The organism is Pseudomonas sp. ICMP 10191 (assembly GCF_001467335.1).
Classification (GTDB): Bacteria; Pseudomonadota; Gammaproteobacteria; order Pseudomonadales; family Pseudomonadaceae; genus Aquipseudomonas; species Aquipseudomonas cerasi.
Map to the genome: position 1 here is coordinate 70681 of NZ_LKGW01000013.1, position 21996 is coordinate 92676.

Consider the following 21996-nt stretch of genomic DNA (forward strand, 5'->3'; position numbering starts at 1 on the left):
CGACCTTGCAGCCCTGGAGCCCTGGCTTTCAGCCCAGACCAAAGGTTTGATCCCATGCGCTATATCAGTACTCGCGGCCAGGCGCCGGCCCTGAATTTCGAAGACGTGCTGTTGACTGGTCTGGCCAGCGATGGTGGCCTCTATGTGCCGGAAAACCTGCCACGCTTCACGCAGGAAGAGATCGCTTCCTGGGCAGGTCTGCCTTATCACGAACTCGCCTTCAGGGTGATGCGCCCCTTCGTGGCTGGCAGCATCCCGGATGCCGACTTTAAAAAGATTCTCGAAGAGACCTACGGCGTGTTTGCCCACAGCGCTGTTGCGCCGCTGCGCCAGCTGCATGGCAACGAGTGGGTGCTTGAGCTGTTCCATGGCCCGACGCTGGCCTTCAAGGACTTCGCACTGCAACTGCTTGGCCGCCTGTTGGACTATGTACTGGCCAAGCGTGGCCAGCGTGTCGTGATCATCGGCGCGACCTCGGGCGACACCGGTTCTGCGGCCATCGAAGGCTGCCGTCGCTGCGACAACGTCGACATCTTCATCCTCCACCCGAACAATCGTGTATCCGATGTACAGCGTCGGCAGATGACCACGATCTTCGGCGACAACATCCATAACATCGCGGTCGAAGGCAACTTCGACGACTGCCAGGAAATGGTCAAGGCCAGCTTTGCTGACCAGAGCTTCCTGAAGGGCACACCGCTGGTCGCGGTCAACTCGATCAACTGGGCGCGGATCATGGCTCAGATCGTTTACTACTTCCACGCCTCGCTGCAGTTGGGCGGACCTGCGCGTTCGGTATCGTTCTCGGTACCGACCGGTAACTTCGGCGATATCTTTGCCGGTTATCTGGCGCGCAACATGGGGCTGCCGATCAACCAGTTGATCGTCGCCACCAATCGCAACGACATCCTGCACCGCTTCATGAGCGGCAATCAGTACGTCAAGGAAACCCTGCACGCCACGCTGTCGCCCTCCATGGACATCATGGTGTCGTCCAACTTCGAGCGCCTGCTGTTCGACATGCACGGTCGCAACGGCGCTGCCATTGCCGGGCTGATGAGCACGTTCCGCCAGGGTGGCGGTTTCAGCGTCGAAGAAGAGCGCTGGACCGAGACCCGTAAACTGTTCGATTCGCTGGCAGTCAGTGATGAGGATACCTGCACGACCATTGCCGAAGTGTTTGCCAGCACCGGCGAGCTGCTCGACCCGCATACCGCTATCGGGGTAAAGGCCGCGCGCGAATGCCGCCGCAGTCTGGACACGCCGATGGTGATTCTGGGCACCGCGCATCCGGTCAAGTTTCCGGAAGCGGTGGAGAAGGCCGGTGTAGGAAAAGCGCTTGAGCTACCTGCACATTTGTCTGATTTGTTCGAGCGTGACGAGCGCTGCACTGTTCTGCCAAATGACCTGAAAGCCATACAGGCGTTTGTCAGCCAGCACGGCAATCGCGGTAAACCGCTCTGACAGAAGCGTCGTGTAACAACTTTAGGCCCGCCACTTGGCGGGCCTTTCTGTTTCTACGTGCCAAACTTCGCTGGTTTTTCGAACCACTGAGTTGAGTCATTCGTAGTGAAGCAGGCAAGTATGCAAGGCGTAGTCAGGGAGGCAGGCAACACATCGAGATGCCGCGCATGGCGCAGGGTATGGGTGTTGCTGGCGCTGGTTTTTGCCGGGGCAGCCAATGCGGCGCAAAGCTTGCCGTTTTCACTGACAGCCCCTTTTGTGGCTTCGGCGGATCTGATCCTCGAAGATCAGGACCGGGCCTGGCTCGACCAGCGCAAGGTTCTTCGGGTCGGCATTGCGATCGCAGACTACGAGCCGATCGATATCACCAGTGACCGCAACCGTTATCAGGGCATCAGTGCCGACTACCTGGGGCTGGTCAGCGACCAGTTGAACCTCCCGGTGCAGGTCACCGGGTTTGCCAAGCGTTACGAGGCTATCGATGCGCTGCGCGACGGCAACATAGACCTGCTGACCAGTGCCAACGGTTTCGAGCGCGGTGTGAAAGGACTGTCCTTCTCGACCGAATACATGCCTGATCGATCGGTGGTCGTTGGCCGCGGCAACGATTTGAGCCCGTTGTCGAGCCTGGCCGGCAAGAAGGTCGTACTGCTTGACGGCTATGCCGATTCGGACGTGGTGCATCGCGTTTACCCTGACAGCCAGATCATTATCGCGCCTAACCTCTACAGTGCTCTGGAAGCGCTAAGTCAGGGTGAAGTGGACGTGTTCATCGGCAACGAAGTCATCGTCCGTACCTATACCGCCCTGCGGCCCTACCTCGATTTGCAGATCAAATTCGAAAGTCGTTTGCCCCCGGTGGGGTTCTCCTTTGCGGTGCGTGACGACGAGCAGCGCCTGTTGACCTTCATCAATCGGGCCCTGGACAGCATTGCACCTTCGACCAGTCGTGAAGTGCTCGGCCGCTGGACCATGGGTCTGGGCGCTGACGTGGAGGGGCAACGCATTCGCCTTACCAGTGCTGAGCGACGCTGGCTGCTCAAGCATCCGAGTGTAACCATTGCGACCGCGCAGCACCCACCGTATATCTACAAAGACAGTAACGGCCACTGGGTGGGATTGAACGCAGATGTGCTGTCACGTATCTCGCGCATGACCGGATTGCAGTTCGTCCATCAGGAATCGCCTTCCACGCAGCAGTCCATCGACATGCTGCGCGCCGGTCAGGCCGACATGAATACCACGCTCGCGGAAAATGCCGAGCGTCGCCGGTTTCTGGACTTCACTTATTCGTTCGGCGGCAATAGCTGGATGTTCGTGGTGCGCTCCGACCGCTCGTCGCGCATATCGCTCGACAGTCTGGCCGGGAAAGTACTGGCCCTTCCGGCCAGGCATGCGCTCGAGGACCTCATCAGGCGCGAGCACCCCTCGATCCAGCTGCGACTGGTGGACACCTACGATCAGGCCCGTGCGCTGGTGGAAAGTGGTGCTGCCGATGCGACCATTCAGAATGAAGTGGGGGCCTACCTGTTTCCGTCCGGACAATTGAAGGTTGCCAGAAGTGTCGAAGGCCAGTGGTCGCCCGACAGATTTTCAGTGATCAAGACCCAACCCGAACTGCTGGGGATTCTGAACAAAGCGCTGGAAGAGTTCCCGGTAGCCGAATTGCGTTCAGTCCGTCTGAAGTGGCTGGGATCGGCGCTGCCTCAGCCGTCGCTCTGGGCGCGCATACCGCAATGGGTATTCTGGGTAGTGTCCCTGGCGTTGCTGACCGGTCTGGTGTCGCTGATTTGGAGCAGTCGCCTCAAGGTGCAGATTCGCCAGCGCCAAAGGGCGCAACGACAGCTCAATGATCAACTGGCCTTCAAACACGCTCTGCTCGACGGTATCCCCAATCCGATTTATGTACGCGATCTCAAAGGGCGTCTGATTTCCTGCAACCGTAGCTACGAGCAGAGTCTGGGCATCAGTTTCGAACAGATGAATGGCCGACGCCTCACGGACGTCAATCTGATCCCGCGCGCGCTGGCCGAGCAGATGCACACCGATTACCTCAATCTGCTGGAAAATCATCAGCCGGTCTTTTCCGATCGCACCATCGAACTGCCTGGCAAACGCATGGACGTCTGGCAATGGACGGTCCCGTTCTTCGCCGCCGATGGACAGTTGCAGGGGCTGCTTGGCGGCTGGATCGATATCACCGAGCGCAAGCAACTGGAGCAGCAGCTTCAGGAGGCCATGCATCTGGCCGCTCAGGCCAACGAGGCAAAAAGCGCTTTCCTGGCCAGCATGAGCCATGAAATTCGCACGCCGATGGGGGCAATCATTGGTTTGCTGGAACTGGAATGCGAACAGGCCTTGCGCCTGGGCAGGATTCCCTCGCAAGGCCTGCAAGTGGCCCACCGCTCAGCTACGGAGCTGGTAGCGCTGATTGGCGAAAGCCTTGATCTGGCCAGAATCGAAGCGGGCGGCATGCAGTTGTCACTGGCTGTCACTTCCCTGGAAGGGCTTTTCGACGGGGTGATCGAGCTTTTTTCCGCGCAGGCTCGGGAAAAGGGGGTGGAACTGCGCCTGGAGTTCTCCGGGCAGGCGCGGGGCGACTACTGGCTGGATCCCTTGAGGTTGCGTCAGGTGCTGCACAATGTGCTGGGCAACGCGTTGAAGTTCACTCGGCAAGGTGCGGTGGTCGTGACGCTTGATGTGACCAGTGACTCGCCTGAGTCCACGCGTCTGCGCATTGGCATTCAGGACAGTGGCGAAGGGATCGATCCGCAGCGTCAGCAGCAGGTATTTCAGCCTTTCACCCAGGCAAATGACGACACGGCCGCACACTACGGGGGCAGCGGGCTGGGGTTGAGTATCACCCGGCAACTGGTTGAACTGATGAAGGGCGACATCAGCCTGCACAGCGAGCCGGGCAAAGGGACGCTGGTCACCATCGACCTGCCGCTGACCAGGGTGAGCGAGCCGGTTTTGCCCGCGGACGATGTTGCGGATGCGCCCGTCGACACGCGTAGCCTTCATCTGCTGGTGGTCGATGACATGTCGGCCAATCGTCTGGTATTGACCCGGCAGCTGGAGTTTCTTGGCCATCAGGTAACGGCGGTCGAGGACGGCAGGGCGGCGTTGTCGAGCTGGTGTGAAGGGGCGTTTGATGCGGTTATCACCGACTGCAACATGCCGGGTATCAGCGGCTACGCATTGACCCAGGCCATTCGCCAGATCGAAGAGAAAGAGCAACGTCAGCGCTGCCCGGTCATAGGCTGTACCGCCAACGCGATGAGTGACGAGGCGGCACGTTGCGAGCAGGCAGGCATGGACGGCCTGCTGATCAAGCCGCTGTCACTGGCGCGTCTGGCCCAGGAGCTGGCGGATCGGGTGCGTGAGCCGACGTTCGACATCGGCACGCTGCAAACCATGACTCAGGCTAATCCGCAACAGATGCAACGGTTGCTGGGCGAGTTATGGAAGAATCTGAGGCACGAATACGCTTTGCTGGAGCCTGCGGTGTCGGCCAATGACTGGAAGATGCTGAGCGCCTGTCTGCATCGCCTCAAGGGGGCGGCGAGCCTGGTTGACGCAGTGCCGCTTGCCAAGGCGTGTGCCGCGCTGGACGACAGTGTCCGGCTGCAGAGCACGGCCAGTCTGGCGGAACGCTGGCAGGCACTGGAGGTAGCCATGACCCGTCTGCGCGCTGATATCGAAGTGCAACTGGTGGTCGTGCCGGAGACTGCGGTGCCAGGCGGTTGAATCTTGCGAACAACGTGTGGCGGGTTTAGGACATGTCCTATGGGGCGGGTGTCCGGGACCCGCTACAGTAAGTGTTATCCCGGGCCGCTGGCTCTGACTCCGCAGGCGTGATCGTGCACTCACTCAAGGTTCTGATTCTCGAGGATCATCCCTTCCAGCTGATGGCTCTGCATCAGATGCTCAACGCCAATCAGGTGTTCGATGTGCTGACGGCCGATAGCGTGGAAGTCGCCAGGCTTTCCCTGCAAAGCCGTGGTCCGGTCGACATCGCGATCTGCGACTTGCAGATGGAAGGGCCTGACGGCCTGGAATTGATCCGCTTCATGGCTGAGAACGGTTTGGCGCGTGCGCTGATCATCGTCAGCTGTTCCGCCGCCTGCGTGCTGGAAGGGGCCGCGCAACTGGCGCTCGCCCAAGGCCTGAACGTTCTGGGGTATGTGCAGAAACCTGCGTCCGCCGGGGCGTTGTACGAGTTGCTTGAGGCGTATGGGCCCGGTCGGACAGACTGTGTAGAGCAGGCCCCGACGGGCAGCGCGTTTAGAGCTCTTTCCGCCATCGAATTGTTTGACCCGACGCGCAGCGGACCGATAGACGTGGCGTCCATTGCCGAACAATGGATCACCTATTTTCAACCCAAGGTCAGTCTGCAGGGCGAGTTGCTGGGTGCCGAAGCGCTGGTTCGCTGGCAGCACCCCGTGTATGGGCTGCTGGCACCCGGGCGATTCATCGACGTCATCGAGGCTGAAGGGCTGACCGTTGCATTGACCTGGCGGGTCCTGGATCAGGCCCTGCAGTTCTCTGCGCAGGTCATGCGCGAGCGGGGTGAGCCGCTGTCGGTTGCCGTCAACATTGACCCGCAAGTGCTGCAGCAGCTGGATTTCGCCGAGCAGATCATGCAAGCGCTTGCCCGGCATGGCGTACCGGCCACCGCGCTGACCCTGGAAATCCTCGAGCAGGACGCCGCGCGCCCGGAAACCTGGCAGCTCGAAGGCCTGCTGAGGTTATGCATGCAGGGTTGCAAGTTGTCTATCGATGACTTTGGCATGGGCGCTTCGAACATCGACCGCCTTCTGCAATTACCTTTCAGCGAGCTGAAAATACCAACCGAGTTCGTGCGCGGCATGGCCGACGACGCGCGTAAATCGGCGGTCGTGGCCGGTGCTTTGTTCATGGCGCAGCGGCTGTCGATGTCGGTGGTGGTTGAAGGTGTCGAGACGATTGAAGACGTTGACAGTCTGCTGGCGCTGGGCGATCCCGCCATTCAGGGGTATTTCATTGCCCGCCCGATGCCGGCCTCGGCCTTCATGCGCTGGGTGGCGGAGCGTGACAGCGGCCATCTGCAAGCTGTTTCCAGAGACAACCCGCCTCAGGACAGACCGCTTTCCTGCAAATAAATGAACAGAGCAGCGTCATTGGCCAGTCCGAGCTTGCGCATGGCGGCGACTTTCTGGGCGCTGACGGTCTGTTTGCTGCGATTGAGTTGCGCCGCGATCTGCCCCACCGTGTGGCCAGCCGAGAGCAGGCGTAACACTTCCAGCTCCCTTGGCGACAAGCGATCTGCCTGCAGCAGCGCGTCGGGCCCATGCTGGCGTGCTTCTCTGAGTACCCTGCGTACCGAATCGGCGACAAAAAGCCCACCGCGCCTGACCCCCTTGATGGCAGCAGGCAGTTCTCCGGCAAGGCTGGCCTTGCTCAACAAACCCCGGACACCCAGGTCCAGCATGGACTGAAACAGTCCGGCATTGCTCAGGGTGGTGACAACGATCACTGGCAGCGCCGGGAAATCCCGGCGAATACGTTGCAGCAGACGCAGGCCGTCGTTCTGCCGTTCGACGGGCATCATGAAGTCAGTCACCAGCACATCGCAGGCGTGGCGTTCGAGTACCTGGAGCAGTTCGTCCGGATTGCAGGCCTCGGCGACGACGCTGGCCAGATTGTCCTGCTCCAGTACAACGCGCAGGCCGATGAGAAAAATCGGGTGGTCATCAGCCACGATGACCCGCAACCGGCGATCAGCGGAATCGCTCAAGGGATGGCTCCGTCAAAAGGGCTATACGGGTATTGCACGCGATGGAATTGTTTAACGCAGTGATCAAGAGCATAGGCACCTTGTAGGACGCGTAGCGGAATTGTGTTGGATTCTTCCTACAAGCTCACTTTCGGCTGGCATCGGCGTCCGGTTTTTTCCTTGTCACATTCAGCAGGCATGCTCGAAATGACAGACAGGTGCTGCGATCTGGCGATAGAAAGAACTTTCTGCTGTCGCCGATGGTCATTGGTTAGCACCTTTGCATTCAAACTGTTGAGTGGTGATCCGGATGGAAAATATCAGCTTACTGCTAAGCGAAGCGCTGGCTCCCTATCAGGCCAGTATTGGCCCGGCCGGTTCTCGGGGCGAACGTCTGGTGACTCTGAAAGATAAAGCGGGCACCTGTGTGATCGAGCGCGCATTCAGCGCTGATCAACTGAGCGACAAACGTCAGCTCACCGACGTGGTAGACGGTCTGCGCCGCGATCTTATGGTTGCCGAGGGGCGAATCGAACCCTGCGTCATTGCCGCCATGCGCAATGCTGCAATCAGCCGTACGTTTGTCGGCACCCCATCTTTTGCTTAACAGTTGCTTAACCGGCGTTAAAGGAACTGGAACCTGAAGGGTTCGCTGCACTCCTATGCATTACGTCAGTTTTGATCATTGTGCTCCGGTGATCAACGGCTGACGTCATGACCGATAAGGTCACGTTTACCCCGAGCAGGTCCCCCTCTGCCCGGGGTTTCTTTTGTCCGGTCATTCCTTGTCCAGCAGTGCCTTGACGTCTTCCAGGTAGCTGGCCCGTTGCGCGGGCTCCAGCCACTGCGCATAAAAGCCCATCAGGCTGGTTTCACGCAGCACGCGCATCTCGCGGTTGATCAGTTCAATGGCCTGCTTGCCCTTGGGCGAGTTGCTGCAACTGACATAGACGAACTGGTATGCAGGATTGTCCTTGATCGGCAAGAAGGCCAGTTCCTCCGGCCTTATGCCTTGTTGCATGGCCTGATAGCGCGCTTCCGGCCAGAAGCTGATAAAGGCTTGCAGACGCCCCAGACGCTCCATTTGCAGCAGGCTGCCGACCGCATCGTTACCGTAGTGCGGCACGAGGATATCTTCATCGACGTCGTGCAGCGTGTGGTCGATCATTTCTCCATAGCTGCGTTCGGCAACGATGCCCAATTTGATCGTCCGGCTGGCCATCAAGGCCGCGAAGTCTAGCTTTCCGTCCTCCACGTAGGGCTCGAACTTCGACATCTCCTCCTTGCGCACAATCAGGCCGCTGCTGAGGATGGCGCCGATCGGTATGGAAAAAAGCAGGGTTCTGGCTCTTTCTGCCGTCCACAGCATGGTGGGATCACAACTGAGAGACGTGTCGTCGCTCAGCATTTGCAGAGCCCTGGCGCGGTTGACCCGCATCAGCACGTGGTTGTACTCGGGCATTCGTGCTGTCAGCAAGGGCATCAACTGATCAATTGCACCTTGGCCGCGCATGGCACCGGAAAAAATCGTGGAAGGGGGGATGTCGCGCATCAGCCAGGTCAGCGTCTCCCTGGCCTGGCTGACGCACGACATGGCAGCCAGCGACAGGGCGAGCATCAATCGAGCCGTTGTACAGCACGAGGCAGGAAGGGGCATTCGCGGGTGTCATCCTCGAAAAGGGTTCAACAGTCTGAGGTAGGGTTGGCAGCTCTTTGAATGGTGCTGCGCCAGTGGCGTCACATTCAGGTGCCCCGGTTGGGAGTTCGGGTGCTCGCTGCAGATCGTCTTTAGCACAGATATGTATCAGAAATTTGTTTCAAATTATCGATTTTTGTTCGTCCTGCAAATGGGGGGCAAGCACATCCTTGCGCGAGCAAGTTCGTTCACAGGCCCGGCATCGGGTAGACTTGCTGTCTTCCCTCCAGACTCTAGAAGCCCGTTCATGGCCCAGCCGTCCACGACCTACAAATTCGAACTCAACCTCACCGACCTTGATCGCGGCGTGTACGAGAGCGTCAAGCAGACCATTGCCCGTCATCCTTCGGAAACCGAAGAGCGCATGACCGTGCGTCTGCTGGCCTATGCCTTCTGGTACAACGAACAGTTGTCGTTCGGTCGCGGCCTGTCTGATGTGGACGAACCCGCGCTGTGGGAAAAAAGCCTCGATGACCGCGTTCTGCACTGGATCGAAGTCGGCCAGCCGGACGCCGACCGACTGACCTGGTGCTCGCGCCGTACCGAACGCACCAGCCTGCTGGCCTATGGCAGCCTGCGCGTCTGGGAAGGCAAGGTCATCCCGGCGATCAAGAACCTGAAAAACGTCAATATCGCCGCCGTCCCGCAGGAAGTGCTGGAAGTGCTGGCCAAGGACATGCCGCGGGTCATCAAGTGGGATGTGATGATCAGTGAAGGGACGGTGTTCGTCACTGACGACCGCGGCCAGCATGAAGTCCAGTTGCAATGGCTTGCGGGCGAGCGCGGCTGACAGCCGCCGGTTCCGATCGAAAACACATTCATCGACACTGCAAAGAGAATCAGCTGACCCGCATGCGCATCGAACCTCGTCTATTGCCCGACACCTTGCCGTTCCTCGGCGACCTGCCGCCCTTGCTCACTCGACTGTACGCAGCACGAGGTGTGGCCTGCGAGGCCGAACTGGACAAAAGCCTGGCGCGGCTGATTCCTTATCAGCAACTCAAGGGGATCGATGCTGCGGTAGACCTGCTGGTGACTGCGCTACGCGAGGGCCAGCGTATGCTGATCGTCGGCGATTTCGACGCCGATGGCGCGACCGCCAGCACCGTGGGTGTTCTGGGCCTGCGTCTGCTGGGCGCGGCGTATGTGGATTATCTGGTGCCCAACCGGTTTGAATATGGCTACGGCCTGACGCCGGAAATCGTCGAAGTGGCGTTGCAGCGCGAACCTCAGCTGTTGATCACCGTGGATAACGGTATTTCGAGCGTCGAGGGCGTGGCGGCGGCCAAGGCGGCCGGCTTGCAGGTACTGGTGACCGATCACCATCTGCCTGGTCATGAGCTTCCTGCCGCAGACGCCATCGTCAACCCGAACCAGCCAGGCTGTACCTTTCCCAGCAAGTCGCTGGCCGGTGTCGGGGTCATTTTCTATGTACTGATGGCCTTGCGTGCGCGTCTGCGCGAGACCGGCTGGTTCGAGAGCAATCAGCGTGCCCAGCCCAATCTGGGCGAGCTGCTGGACCTGGTTGCGCTGGGCAGCGTGGCCGATGTGGTGCCGCTGGATGCCAACAACCGTATTCTGGTTCATCAGGGGCTGATGCGTATCCGTGCCGGGCGTGCCCGACCCGGGCTGCGCGCCATTCTGGAAGTGGCCCGGCGTGAACCTTCGCGCATCACCTCCACCGACCTGGGGTTCATCCTCGGGCCACGCCTGAACGCGGCAGGGCGCCTGGATGACATGAGCCTGGGCATCGAATGCCTGCTCTGTGACGACCCGACACTGGCGCGGGAAATGGCCGTGCAACTGGACGAGTTGAACCAGGATCGCAAATCCATCGAGCAGGGCATGCAGCGTGAAGCGCTCGCCCAGCTCAAGGACCTGCCGGTAGAGTCGATGCCGTTCGGCCTCTGCCTGTTCGATGCCGAATGGCATCAAGGGGTCATCGGCATCCTCGCTTCGCGTCTCAAGGAGCGTTACCACCGACCTACCATCGCGTTCGCCAGCGCCGGGGAGGGTGTGCTCAAAGGTTCGGCCCGCTCGGTGCCGGGATTTCACATTCGCGATGCGCTGGACGCTGTGGCGGCCAGCCATCCGCATCTGATCAGCAAGTTTGGCGGCCACGCGATGGCGGCAGGTCTTTCGCTGCCTGAAGAGAACTTCCCGGCGTTTGCCGAAGCGTTCGATCTGGAGGTGCGTCGTCAACTCGATGAGCAGGACCTGACCGGACGTCTGCTGTCCGACGGCTCGCTGGCCGTTGAGGAATTCCACCTGGAACTGGCCCGCGCGCTGCGCAATGCCGGTCCCTGGGGGCAGCACTTCCCCGAGCCCCTGTTCCACGGCGTGTTTCAGCTGGTCGAGCAACGGGTGGTGGGCGAGCGTCACTTGAAGATGGTGCTCAAGACCGAGTGCGGCAGCGTCAAGCTCGATGGCATTGCGTTCGGCGTCGACCGGGATGTCTGGCCCAATCCGAATATCCGCTGGGTCGAGCTGGCCTACAAACTCGACCTCAACGAGTTTCGCGGCAACGAAACCGTGCAGCTGATGGTGGTGCATATCGCACCGCGTTGACGATAGCAGGAACCCCTCTCTCCACCGGGTTGTCGACACTACACGGTTTGCCAAACCTGTTCTTTGAATGAACGGAACCTGGACACCTGAATTTTCATTACGAGAGGTTGCCATGAGCCTGCTGCTTGAACCCTATACCCTGCGCCAATTGACCCTTCGCAATCGCATCGCAGTGTCGCCGATGTGCCAGTATTCCAGTGTCGACGGCCTGGCCAATGACTGGCATCTGGTTCACCTTGGAAGCCGTGCCGTCGGCGGTGCCGGACTGGTCATCACCGAAGCGATGGCGGTGACGCCGGACGGCCGCATCACTCCCGAAGACCTTGGGCTGTGGAACGACGAACAGATCGAACCGCTGCAACGCATCACGCGCTTTATCAACGCTCAGGGCGCAGTTGCAGGCGTCCAGCTGGCGCACGCCGGCCGCAAGGCCAGCACCTGGCGCCCGTGGCTTGGCAAGCATGGCAGTATTTCTCTCAATGAAGGCGGCTGGACGCCAGTCGGGCCTTCAGCGATTGCATTCGATCCGCAGCACACGACCCCTGTGCAATTGAGCGAAACGCAGATTCAGGAGTTGATCAAGGCGTTTGTCGATTCTGCGCGGCGTGCCTTGGAGGCAGGCTTCAAGGTAGTGGAAATCCACGCCGCCCATGGCTATTTGCTGCATCAGTTCCTGTCGCCTCTGAGCAACCAGCGCACCGACGAGTACGGTGGTTCATTCGAGAACCGCATTCGCTTCACACTGCAAGTGACCGAAGCCGTGCGTGCGGTATGGCCTGCAGAGCTGCCAGTGTTCGTTCGCGTGTCCGCCACCGACTGGGTGGAAGACGGCTGGAACGCCGATGAAACCGTCGAGCTGGCGCGTCGCTTGAAAGCAATCGGGACGGACCTGATCGATGTCTCATCGGGCGGTACGTCAGCCAATGCGGAAATTCCGGTTGGTCCAGGCTACCAGACGCGCTTTGCCGAGCGGGTTCGCAAGGAGTCCGACATCGCGACGGGCACGGTGGGCATGATTACCGATCCGGCTCAGGCAGAACATATTCTGCGCACCGGGCAGGCCGATATCATCCTGCTGGCGCGTGAGCTCCTGCGTGATCCGTACTGGCCACTGCGCGCCGATGAAGACCTGGGTGGCCGCCTGGCAACCTGGCCTGCGCAGTATCAACGCGCCACGCATCGTGATCAGCCCATTCATGAGTCTGACCTGCGCGACTGATCGCCAATTGGTCTCTGCTGGCAATACCCGATAAATGAGCGCCGCACGGCGCTCAATTTTTTTACTCGCCTTCCAGCAGTTCGGTGACGCGGCCGATCAGTTCGGCAATCGCGAACGGCTTGGGCAGCACATGCATGCCCGGCTCAAGCGTGTCATGCGCCAACGCGGCGTTTTCAGCATAACCAGTCACGAACAGGATTTTCAGGTCGGGCCGGACATCCCGCGCCGCGTCTGCGACCTGACGACCATTCATGCCTCCCGGCAGACCGACGTCGGTGATCAGCAGGTCGATCGCCGCTTTGGACTGCAGAATGGTCAGGGCATCGGCACCCCGTTCAGCCTGCAAGACGATATAGCCAAGGTCTTCAAGCAACTCGGCAATGAGCAAGCGCACGGCGGGCTCGTCATCGACGACCAGAATGGTTTCGTCACTCGTGCTGGAAGCGGGGACTTGCAACGGGCTGTCATCGAAGACCACCGTTTCAGCTTCGCCTTCGTGCATCGGCAGCAGAATGCAGACTTTCGAACCCTCGCCAACCTTTGACGTAATGTAAACGCCGCCACCGGACTGCCGTGCAAAACCGTAAATCATCGACAGCCCCAGCCCGGTGCCCATGCCTATCGGTTTGGTGGTGAAGAACGGGTCGAAGGCCCGCGCCATGACGTCGTTGCTCATGCCGGTGCCGGTGTCGCTGACGGACAGTTCCACATAACGGCCTGTGGGCAGTTGATACTTGGTCGCCGTGATTGCCGTCAGGTGGCGATTGCCCGTCTGGATCAGCAGTTTTCCGCCATCGGGCATGGCGTCCTTGGCGTTGATGCACAGGTTGAGCAGCGAATTTTCCAGTTGATGCGGATCAACCAGGGTCGCCCATAGCCCGCGTGAGGCGTTGACCTGCATATCGATGGCCGGACCTACGGTGCGCCGAATCAGCTCGTCCATGCCCGCGACCAGAAGATCGATATCCGTGGCCTTGGGGGCCAGCGTCTGACGGCGCGAGAATGCCAGCAGCCGATGTGTCAGGGATGCCGCGCGTCTCGAGCCTTCCAGCGCTGCGTTGATGTAGCGGTCCAGTTCCGTGAAGCGTTCCTGTCTGATCCTCGACAGCAGCAGCTCCATGTTGCCGGTGACGCCCATCAGCAGGTTGTTGAAGTCATGAGCCAGCCCGCCGGTCAGTTGCCCGACCGCTTCCATTTTCTGCGATTGAATCAAGGCCTCTTCGGCAATACGCAATGCTTTGATGCGGTCCTTTTCGTGGGTCAGGTGCTTGCCCAGCGCAAAAATGATTCCGTTGCCGGGTGCCGCAGTCCAGCCGAACCAGTGGTAGCTGCCGTCGACATGCTGATAACGATTTTCAAACAGCGGCAGTACATGGTTGACAGTGTGTTTCAGAGCATTCTGGGTGTTGCTGACATCATCCGGATGCAGCAGGGTCATGATGGAGGTGCCCAGCAGCTCTTGTTCCGGGTGGCCCAGCAGCGCTGTCCAGGCCGGGTTTACCCGCAGAAAGATACCGTTGAAATCGAGTATCGCCAGCGGGTCAGGAGATATTTGCCAAAACGTGTCCAGCTCCAGCGTCCGTTGTTCAAGTCTGGCGGTCTGCTGTCGTTCCAGACTGACCAGATCATCAATCAGTTTCAGGCGTTTGCGCTCGCTTTCCTGCAGCGCTTGCTGATTGAGAACATGCGCAGTGGTTTCGTTGGTAATGCAGAACATGCCGACTACCACGCCATGCTCGTCGATGACCGGTGAAAACGAGAATGACCACCATGTCTGCTCGACCTCGCCGTAGCGTGCCATGGACAGCGGCAAGTCCTGGTAGTGGCAGGGCTTGCCGGCGAGGGCGTCGATCACCAGCGGCGCGACCTGGTCCCAGACGTCTGCCCACAGATCCGGAATGAGTGCGCCGATAGCGTCGTCCTTGCGCGGGCCGAGGATCGGGGTATAGGCGTCATTGTGGAAAAACACCAGATCCGGTCCCCAGAGCAGGTACATGGACTCCGGAGAATTGAGGATCAGATTCAGGGTGTTTTTCAGCGATACCGGCCAATGCTCGATCGGTCCGAGTGAAGTCTGACTCCAGTCCCTGGATCGGATAATCCCGGCGGCCTTGCCGTTGGCGGTCGGGAAACCAGTGGGCGATATCACTTCGGACAAGCTCCTGAAAATCTGCATGAAGAGGCAAGGGTATTCATATGAATAGGGATGTGTGTTTGCTCAGTTCAGGAAAGGGGCTGCATACCTGCTTTTACCTGCAGCCTGTACTTTATTGACTCTTCGCCACAGGTGCGGGTTGCACGCAGTTCGCCAATAGGCGGGGCAGATTGACGAACGGGTATCTGCTCAAACCCGTAACATCCGGAAGCACACCGGTAATAGCCAGACAGTGACTTCTCTTCAACTTGTTGGTCAATGACTCATCTGACAAACCTTGTAGGAGGCTTCCTGTGAATACGCGTGGTTTACTCGATCAATTGCTCAAGTCCGGACAAAGCATGTTGCAGGACAAGAACAAAGGCAAATCCGGCAAGCAATCGTCGGGCAGCGACTCACTGATCAATGGCCTCGGCAGCCTGCTTGGCGGTGGCAAAGGACAGGGCGGTTCCCAGAATGGACTGGGTGGTCTGCTGTCCGGCGCCGGTGGTGGCGCCCTGGCCGCAGGTGCCATGAGTCTTCTGCGCGGCAAGCGTACCCGCGGGATGGGCGGCAAGGTGTTGACCTACGGAGGCCTGGCGGCGCTAGGAGTACTGGCTTACAAGGCATACAACAACTGGCAGTCCAGCCAGGGGCTTGCCGCTCAACGTGAACCGCAAACCATCGACCGGCTGCCCGAGGCTGAAGCCGAGCAGCACAGCCAGGCAATCCTGCGCGCATTGGTCGCCGCCGCAAAGGCCGATGGCCATGTCGATGAGCGTGAGCGCGAACTGATCGAAGGTGAGTTCACCAAACTGAACAACGATCAGACGCTTCAGCAATGGCTTCACGCCGAGCTTAACAAGCCGCTGGACCCGGCAGAGGTGGCCCGGGCCGCGACCACGCCGGAAATGGCGGCGGAAATGTACATCGCCAGTGTGATGCTGGTGGATGAAGAGCACTTCATGGAACGCGCCTACCTCGATGAGTTGGCGCGTGAGTTAAAGCTGGAACCCGGCCTCAAGACCGAGCTTGAAGGCCAGGTGCGGAACGCTGAGTAAACCGGCTCTCCGGCCAGTGAGTTGCCTGGCACGCCTTGTGTGCCAGGCAACTGCCCCGATCAGGGGTGTTCCATTCCTTCGGCGTTGGTCAGTTCCCTGATCAGCGCTGTCTGCTGCTCCTTGAATGTGGCTTCGAACTCTACAATCCGTTCTTCATACTCCGGGTCTTCGAGACTGATATTGCGTTGTTCGAACTCGTCGGTGAGCTGGTTCAGTTCAGTCCTGTAGGTACGTTCGAGTGCTTCGAAGCGTCCAGTGTGGGTTTCACGCAGGTAGCTGATCCAGTAATCCTGCTGCTGAGCGAAGCGCAGGAAGGGCTCGCCGCGTTCTCCGTTTTGCACGCGAAGCATTGCAGTGTCGAACTCACCGGGTCTGATGGCTGCGTGAGCCTGGAAAAGCATGCCTTCCGGTGGTACTGGCAAGTCCAGCGCGCTGGCCCAGTGCGTGCGATACGCCAGACGCACCTCGGCTTCATCACGGCCCCCGGACTGTTCGCGGGCTGCGGCATCCAGCTCGGAGAGGCGATACAGCCGGACGGTCAGCCGATACAACAGGGCGCCGCGCTGCTCCGCTACGACGTCCTGCAACGACTGCCGGACGAACACCAGCACCTCCATCTGGTTGAATTCCAGAAGAATGCCGTCCGGGCAAGTGTCGTTGTCACGAAACAGCCTGAGCGGTTCTTCGGCGATGGCGTTGAGGGTCTCTCCAAGTTGAGGCTCCTGACTCACTGCGGTCAGTACCCGCCAGACGCGCTCGCGCAGTGCTGTGCGGCTGGTGATGTTGCGATAATCGGCGCTGCGACGCAGCGAGTCGATCAGGTCGAGCAGGTTGCGGGTGTGCTCGCTGGCCTCCAGTTGCTCCCACATCTCACGCCGCCCGGCGCTCAACGGGTTGCTGTCGTCCAGCCAGGGCTCGACGGTAACGGGCTCCGGAGTCGATGCCCGACTGTCATCTGATGACAGATAATCAGAGATCGATGCGTCCGAGTCATGGTGTTCCGTCCAGTCCATCGCGCTGAGCTCGGGCGGCAGATCCATGTCGAAGGTGAAAGAGCGTCCATAACGTTCTGACAGATGTGCCCGGCGCATGGTGTCTTCGGAAAGCGGATTGCTCAGCAGGCTTATTTCCGTGTGCGAAAACTCGCTGCCGGGATTGGCGAGTATGTGTTCTGGCAGTTCGCTGATCAGATTGCCTTCCAGCAACAGTGTCCTGATCTGGGCTGGGACCATGCTCTCCACCCAGGTTGGCCATTCGACCAATCCGATGTTGTTCAGTGACAGCCAGTTAAGTGCTGTGCCACTGAGGCTGGCCAGGTCGCTGATGGCACCGATTCTGTTGCCATCCAGCTCCAGCCTTTCAAGCGTCGCGATCCGGCCGAAGAAATCGATGTGCTGTTGCTCTACCAGCATCCCCTGATCCATCAGCGATAGTGTACGAAGAGATCGAAGCTCGAGCAGCGCCGGTGGCAGTTGCAGCAGGGGGGCGACATGCCCGCTTATTTCCAGCGAGATCAGATCCGTCATGCGGCGCAACAGTTGATCCAGATCAGCGGCTGTGCCAATGATTCTGCTCAGATGCAGATAGCGTACCTGGCGATAAAAGAAATCCGGCAGGTGTCGGGGAAAGTCGGCCAACGCAATGTCTGCGAGGCGCAGTGGACTGTGGATTTGCCCCAGGCTGAAGGTTCGCCAGTGATCGGTCAGAAGCCTGCCGATCCGACGGCGTGATTCGAGGGTCTGCTCGCTCGGTAAGGCCATCGAGCTGGAGGCATGCGTCCACCGATCAACGGCGGCAAATAATTCTGCACCTTCGTTCAATTGCCTGTTTACAGCGGCCTGCACGGCAACCGGAGTGTCCATGACAAAACTGAAGGAACTGCCGGCTACCGCTTCATTGATACGTGCATGCATCGCAGTGTGTCGGGACAGGATGTTGCCGCGCAAGTCAATCACTGTCCGATGCTCAGGGCTGGGAGGATTGTCGAGGATCCACCCGGGCAGTTCCGTCAGGTTATTGTGCGCCACCGACAGTTCGCGAATGTTGTTCGGGATTATGTCGGTCAGCCAGGACGGCCAGCGGTGCATGCTGACCCGCTCCAGCACCAACCGGTCGAGGTGCAGCCAGCTCAGGTCCATGGGCAGCACGCTGATCAGGCGATTGCCACTGAGGTTCAGCATCCTCAGGCCAGGCATGCTGCGCAAGGGGTCCATTTGCGCCTGGTCCAGAAAAATGCCCTGGTTGATCAGCCCCAGTTCGGTCAGTTGGGGCAGCACACGGGACACTTGCTGAGGCAGGTTGAGAAAGATCGAGGGCTCGGGGGCCAGACGGGAGGCGGGCTCACTGATCAGGTTCAGTGCGCGGGTATGCGGGAAGCGCTGCAGGAAGGCGCCAAGTTCGACGCTGTTGGTCGACTGTCGGGGCAGGTTCATGCCTGCTGGCGTTATATCCGCTGCATCGAGTCGCGCTCCGGACTCGACCGATATGTTTTCCAGGTGCAGTGCGGTAACGCGGTTGAAGACGAAGTCCGGCAGATGTTGCGGAAAATCACTCAGCGAGACATGGTGCAGGCGCAGCGGCTCAAGCGTCCGTCCTATCTCGGGGAGGTTGTTGAGGCGCCAGTGGCTCCAGATCGCTTCGTGGATGCGCGTGCGACTGTCGATATGAGCCTGACTCATGGGGGGCATTGCCACGGATTCATAGGTCCAGGCGTCGAGACTTGCGCGCAACAGCATTTGCTCGCCCAGCAGGTCGTTGAGTCGCGTATCGATGGTTCTGTTGTCCCAGCCGGCGTGGCGCAGACGGTCGAGGATGTCTTCGGGAAACGCATCCTCCAGCTCAAGTGTGCGGATCTTGTCCAGCAGACTCTCGTCGGTCATGTGCCAGTCGACTCTGCCGCTACCGCTCAGAGGGTAGCCAAGGCGACCGTCAGCCAGGCGCATGGGGGATTTCGAGCCTGGCTTGATCGCCTGCATTTTCAGCAATGGTGCCAGGTGCTGGCGGGGCAGGGGATTGTCCTGAATCAGCGCTGCCAGCGTCTGGCCCTCGCTGGTCCGGGCAAAGCCCAATTGCTTGCGTTGGGCATCGGGCAGGGCGTGCAGCACGGACGAGTACAGATCGTCCAGCCCGTGCAGGTGCTGGTCCTCAGCGTCACGGGCCTGGTAACGATTGCCGTCCTTGATCAGTACTTTGCGTACGGGGGCATCCTCGGGGCCGATGCTGTCGATCAAGCGGCCACCGAAATACCGGTCATGGACCTCAAGTCTGACCTGGGGCGGCCATTGCGGCAGGGCTTCAAGGCTGTGCAATGCAAGGCAGTCAGTGTCGGCACTGTAGACCGAGGTCAGATAAAGCCCTTCATAGGCCCGCGCCAGCCTTACCTGTTGTAAATAGGCGCTGGCCTCTTCGGCAATGGTCAACGGTACACGTCGTTCTGTCACGAGTTGCAGTCTTTCGGCAGGCGAGGCATGGCTGGCCAGTTCCTCGGTTACCAAAGGCGGCAGACCGGGAAATGCCTTCTGCAGGGTTTGCGCACCTTGCGCCTCGGTGGTGTTCAATGCGCGGTAATGAGACTCGAACAGCCAGCCCCGCGTGGCACGGGCGCGTGCCGCCAATTGCGCCCGTAACGTGATCAGTCGCGGTGACATGCCAAGCTGGCCTGCACCGAACTCTTCGTCGAGCAGGGTGCGGATTTCGTTGTTGCTCAGCTTTTCCAGCACCTGGCGCAGGGCATCCGGCTGGTCGGCATGAACAGTGATGTTGAGGGTGTCAGACACGACCGGCTGATAGGCCGGAGCGAATGTCTGCAGCGTGCGGCCCTCGGCATCCACCAGTACCAAGGCGCGATTGCTCGGCCAGCCACGGTCCTGGCTCAACAGTTCAAGTTGAAGGGGCGCCGCGGCGTTCGTATCGTTGGCTTCCAGCTGTTCGATGAAACGCTCGATCTCCTGGTCCAGCCTGAACCGGCGCGCCGTGTCCTCAAGCAATGCCGGAGGACGACGCTGATCGGTCAGTGCCTCGCGCATCACGGATTCAGGCGTGTTGCTGACTTTGACGATGCGCCTGGCGGTGCTGTCCGAAAACGTTTCACTGGAATAGCCCAACCGTCGAAACAGGTTCAGGCCTTCCATCTCCAGCGGCTGATCGAGCTCATGCAGCCATGCGCCTGCGCCGTTGTGCCGCAAGGCGGGCCGATAGCTGTCCGCGCGGGTCGGGTGCTCGATCAGGTAACCGTCGCCGCTCGTGGCAGGGCTGACTGAATAGGTACGTCCTTCAAGTGGCAACCACTGCTTGCCTTGCCAGGTGTACAGCCCGGTAGCGTCGGGCTGCAGACCCTTGGGCAGTACGATGTCATGGGCAAAGGGCGTCAGGTCAGGCTTCCACAGGCGGGTCGTGCCGCCCGGCAAATCCACGGGCTTGAGGCTGTTTACGAACTCGGGCGCCTGTACCGCCGGGATACCTGCGGCGCCCGTCGACGCAGCGCCAAGAGCCGATATCAGGGCAACGTTCTCGACTACATCGAACAGGTAGGCGAACGCCTGCTGTTTCTCGTCCTTGGCCCAGCTTTCCACGCCCTCATACACTTCGTGAACCAGCTGAATGGCGGTGACGGCCATCATCACTTCGCCCAATACCGGAACGACGAAGCCTGCGATATTCAGGACATTGAAGGCGGTGTCCATGAAGTACTGCACGCGCTCATCGAAGGTTTTCTGATCCTGTACTGCTGTAGGCACACCATGAAACAGTGCGTCGTCGCGCAAGGCCGCGCGTTTGCGCTCGTGCAGGTTGTCCAGCAGTGGACCTTGCAGCACGGTTTCTCTCAGGTGGAGTCGGGCGTTTCGGTCCGCCTCACGCTCCAGCCACTGGCGCTCGAAAATGCCGCCTTTCTTGACTTTGGGGTATAGGCGCTCGGACAACTTTTCAAACAAGGCACTTCGATGGCGCGCCGGTATGAAGCGCATGAAGAAGTTCAGGTAGTCGTTGATGAACATCCGGTCGCGTAATTCATTTATGAAGACTTCGACCGAGTCGTATTCCTTCAACGGCGCAACGGGATCATCCGGGATATACACCACAATCCGCTCTGCCTGAGTGGCAATATCCCGGTCCTTGCCAATAACCAGAAGACCGCTCAGTTCGATATCGCCCAGGCACACAACGCTGCAGTTGACTGGCCGGTTATCGAGGCGGACTTGTTGCTTGCCATCGAGAAGCTCCAGTAATGCGCCTTGCAAGTCCGGGCTGATCTGTTGTTGCAGGGATGCAATCTGCAACTGCAGCCGGATCGACGATGCTTCCAGCTGCATGAAGGTCTGGCGCAGCCTCGATGCCGCAGCGTCTTCCGTTTCGTCAGGGGTCGAAGGCGTGCTGAAGGCGGTCTGGATATGCGCCTGATATTGGCCGCCCAGGTCCAGCTCACGGCACAGCGCCGCAAAGCCGGCCGGGGAAATAGGCAGGGACTTGCCGGTGATCTGTGGGCCGAGGATTTCAAAGGAAGAAAACACCTGGGCCTTGATACCGGTGCTGGCGTCCATTGCGCCTGGTGCGGTTTCCCAGGCTTCGAAATTCTGTAGCGCAACCTTGAGCAGGCTCTGGGTCGCGGCCCTCAGTGCAATGTTTGCCTGCGTTAGAGGGTCTCTGGATGCCGTATTGAACGATTGATCGACTCGCGCCCGACTGGCGTGGAACAGCCAGGTGTCGGTGACGTCCACCTCCAGCCCGAAGCGGTCCTTGATGGCGGCTGTCAGCAAGGGTCTTGCGAAGTCCTCCAGCGTCGACAGGCGATCCAGCGTCGAACGAACCTGTTGCTCGTTCTCGCGATGCTCGGCATACAGGCGCTGCAGTTCGGCGACCTGATCAGGGCTGGACTTGCGTGCGCCTTTCAGCCATTGCACGGGGCGCCGCGAGGCCTTGCGCAAGGCCGCATGGGTTGCCGGCTCAGCCTGAAGCAGCCACTCCGGGGCCTTGTCTTTTATCAGTTGCAGATGCGGGAGTGCAGAAGCCTTGCCCGACAGAGATAGATCCAGCATTTAAGTGCCTTGTCGTGAATGAACAACGACAAAGCTTACGGTCGTGACTTGCCGTACAAGTGCT

General features: G+C 59.8%; 12 protein-coding genes. 8 read left to right on the forward strand and 4 right to left on the reverse strand.

Translation table 11 applies throughout. The features are described 5' to 3' along the window. Positions 1-54 precede the first annotated feature (54 nt). From thrC to AO388_RS02645, 3 genes are all read left to right on the forward strand, one after another. On the forward strand, positions 55-1464 hold the full coding sequence (gene thrC / locus AO388_RS02635; protein WP_003433427.1) for a threonine synthase: 1410 nt from the start codon (positions 55-57) through the stop codon (positions 1462-1464). 120 nt (positions 1465-1584) lie between these two features. Further along, positions 1585-5214: an ATP-binding protein gene (locus AO388_RS02640; protein WP_072365655.1), complete on the forward strand. Its 3630-nt coding sequence runs from the start codon at positions 1585-1587 to the stop codon at positions 5212-5214. 113 nt (positions 5215-5327) lie between these two features. Continuing rightward, the gene (locus tag AO388_RS02645) at positions 5328-6608 is read left to right on the forward strand and encodes an EAL domain-containing response regulator (protein WP_072365658.1); all 1281 of its coding nucleotides are present in this window, start codon (positions 5328-5330) and stop codon (positions 6606-6608) included. Here the strand turns inward: AO388_RS02645 and AO388_RS02650 are convergent. Then, entirely contained in the window at positions 6581-7243 is a 663-nt protein-coding gene (locus AO388_RS02650; RefSeq protein WP_003364962.1) for a response regulator transcription factor, read from the reverse strand. The genes AO388_RS02645 and AO388_RS02650 overlap by 28 nt on opposite strands. 289 nt (positions 7244-7532) lie before the next feature. Between AO388_RS02650 and AO388_RS02655 the strand changes: the two genes are divergently transcribed. Then, positions 7533-7829, forward strand: a complete 297-nt coding sequence (locus AO388_RS02655; RefSeq protein WP_003433423.1) for a DUF3509 domain-containing protein — start codon at positions 7533-7535, stop codon at positions 7827-7829. 171 nt (positions 7830-8000) lie between these two features. Here the strand turns inward: AO388_RS02655 and AO388_RS02660 are convergent, their stop codons facing one another. Then, the gene (locus AO388_RS02660; protein ID WP_003364958.1) at positions 8001-8840 is read right to left on the reverse strand and encodes a TIGR02285 family protein; all 840 of its coding nucleotides are present in this window, start codon (positions 8838-8840) and stop codon (positions 8001-8003) included. A gap of 325 nt (positions 8841-9165) precedes the next feature. Between AO388_RS02660 and AO388_RS02665 the strand changes: the two genes are divergently transcribed. From AO388_RS02665 to AO388_RS02675, 3 genes are all read left to right on the forward strand, one after another. Next, positions 9166-9708 (forward strand): YaeQ family protein, encoded by a 543-nt coding sequence (locus AO388_RS02665; RefSeq protein WP_003314240.1) that lies wholly within the window; start codon positions 9166-9168, stop codon positions 9706-9708. Between the two features lie 62 nt (positions 9709-9770). Then, entirely contained in the window at positions 9771-11486 is a 1716-nt protein-coding gene (recJ, locus tag AO388_RS02670; RefSeq protein WP_054080828.1) for a single-stranded-DNA-specific exonuclease RecJ, read from the forward strand. Between the two features lie 112 nt (positions 11487-11598). Continuing rightward, complete coding sequence (locus tag AO388_RS02675) at positions 11599-12705, forward strand: NADH:flavin oxidoreductase/NADH oxidase (RefSeq protein WP_003391177.1); 1107 nt, start codon at positions 11599-11601, stop codon at positions 12703-12705. A gap of 61 nt (positions 12706-12766) precedes the next feature. Here the strand turns inward: AO388_RS02675 and AO388_RS02680 are convergent, their stop codons facing one another. Further along, complete coding sequence (locus AO388_RS02680; protein WP_058416033.1) at positions 12767-14854, reverse strand: response regulator; 2088 nt, start codon at positions 14852-14854, stop codon at positions 12767-12769. 299 nt (positions 14855-15153) lie between these two features. On the opposite strand from AO388_RS02680, the gene AO388_RS02685 reads away from it, so the two are divergent. After that, positions 15154-15900: a tellurite resistance TerB family protein gene (locus tag AO388_RS02685; protein WP_054080746.1), complete on the forward strand. Its 747-nt coding sequence runs from the start codon at positions 15154-15156 to the stop codon at positions 15898-15900. A 59-nt stretch (positions 15901-15959) separates the two neighbouring features. Here AO388_RS02685 and AO388_RS02690 read toward each other — a convergent pair whose 3' ends face one another. Further along, positions 15960-21932, reverse strand: a complete 5973-nt coding sequence (locus AO388_RS02690) for an NEL domain-containing protein (protein WP_058416016.1) — start codon at positions 21930-21932, stop codon at positions 15960-15962. Between the last annotated feature and the right edge of the window lie 64 nt (positions 21933-21996).

Coding starts and splice junctions, on each gene's coding strand:
- thrC (WP_003433427.1), top strand. CDS start 55: ATGCGCTATATCAGTACTCGCGGCCAGGCGCCGGCCCTGAATTTCGAA.
- AO388_RS02640 (WP_072365655.1), top strand. CDS start 1,585: ATGCAAGGCGTAGTCAGGGAGGCAGGCAACACATCGAGATGCCGCGCA.
- AO388_RS02655 (WP_003433423.1), top strand. CDS start 7,533: ATGGAAAATATCAGCTTACTGCTAAGCGAAGCGCTGGCTCCCTATCAG.
- AO388_RS02660 (WP_003364958.1), bottom strand. CDS start 8,840: ATGCTCGCCCTGTCGCTGGCTGCCATGTCGTGCGTCAGCCAGGCCAGG.
- AO388_RS02665 (WP_003314240.1), top strand. CDS start 9,166: ATGGCCCAGCCGTCCACGACCTACAAATTCGAACTCAACCTCACCGAC.
- recJ (WP_054080828.1), top strand. CDS start 9,771: ATGCGCATCGAACCTCGTCTATTGCCCGACACCTTGCCGTTCCTCGGC.
- AO388_RS02675 (WP_003391177.1), top strand. CDS start 11,599: ATGAGCCTGCTGCTTGAACCCTATACCCTGCGCCAATTGACCCTTCGC.
- AO388_RS02690 (WP_058416016.1), bottom strand. CDS start 21,932: ATGCTGGATCTATCTCTGTCGGGCAAGGCTTCTGCACTCCCGCATCTG.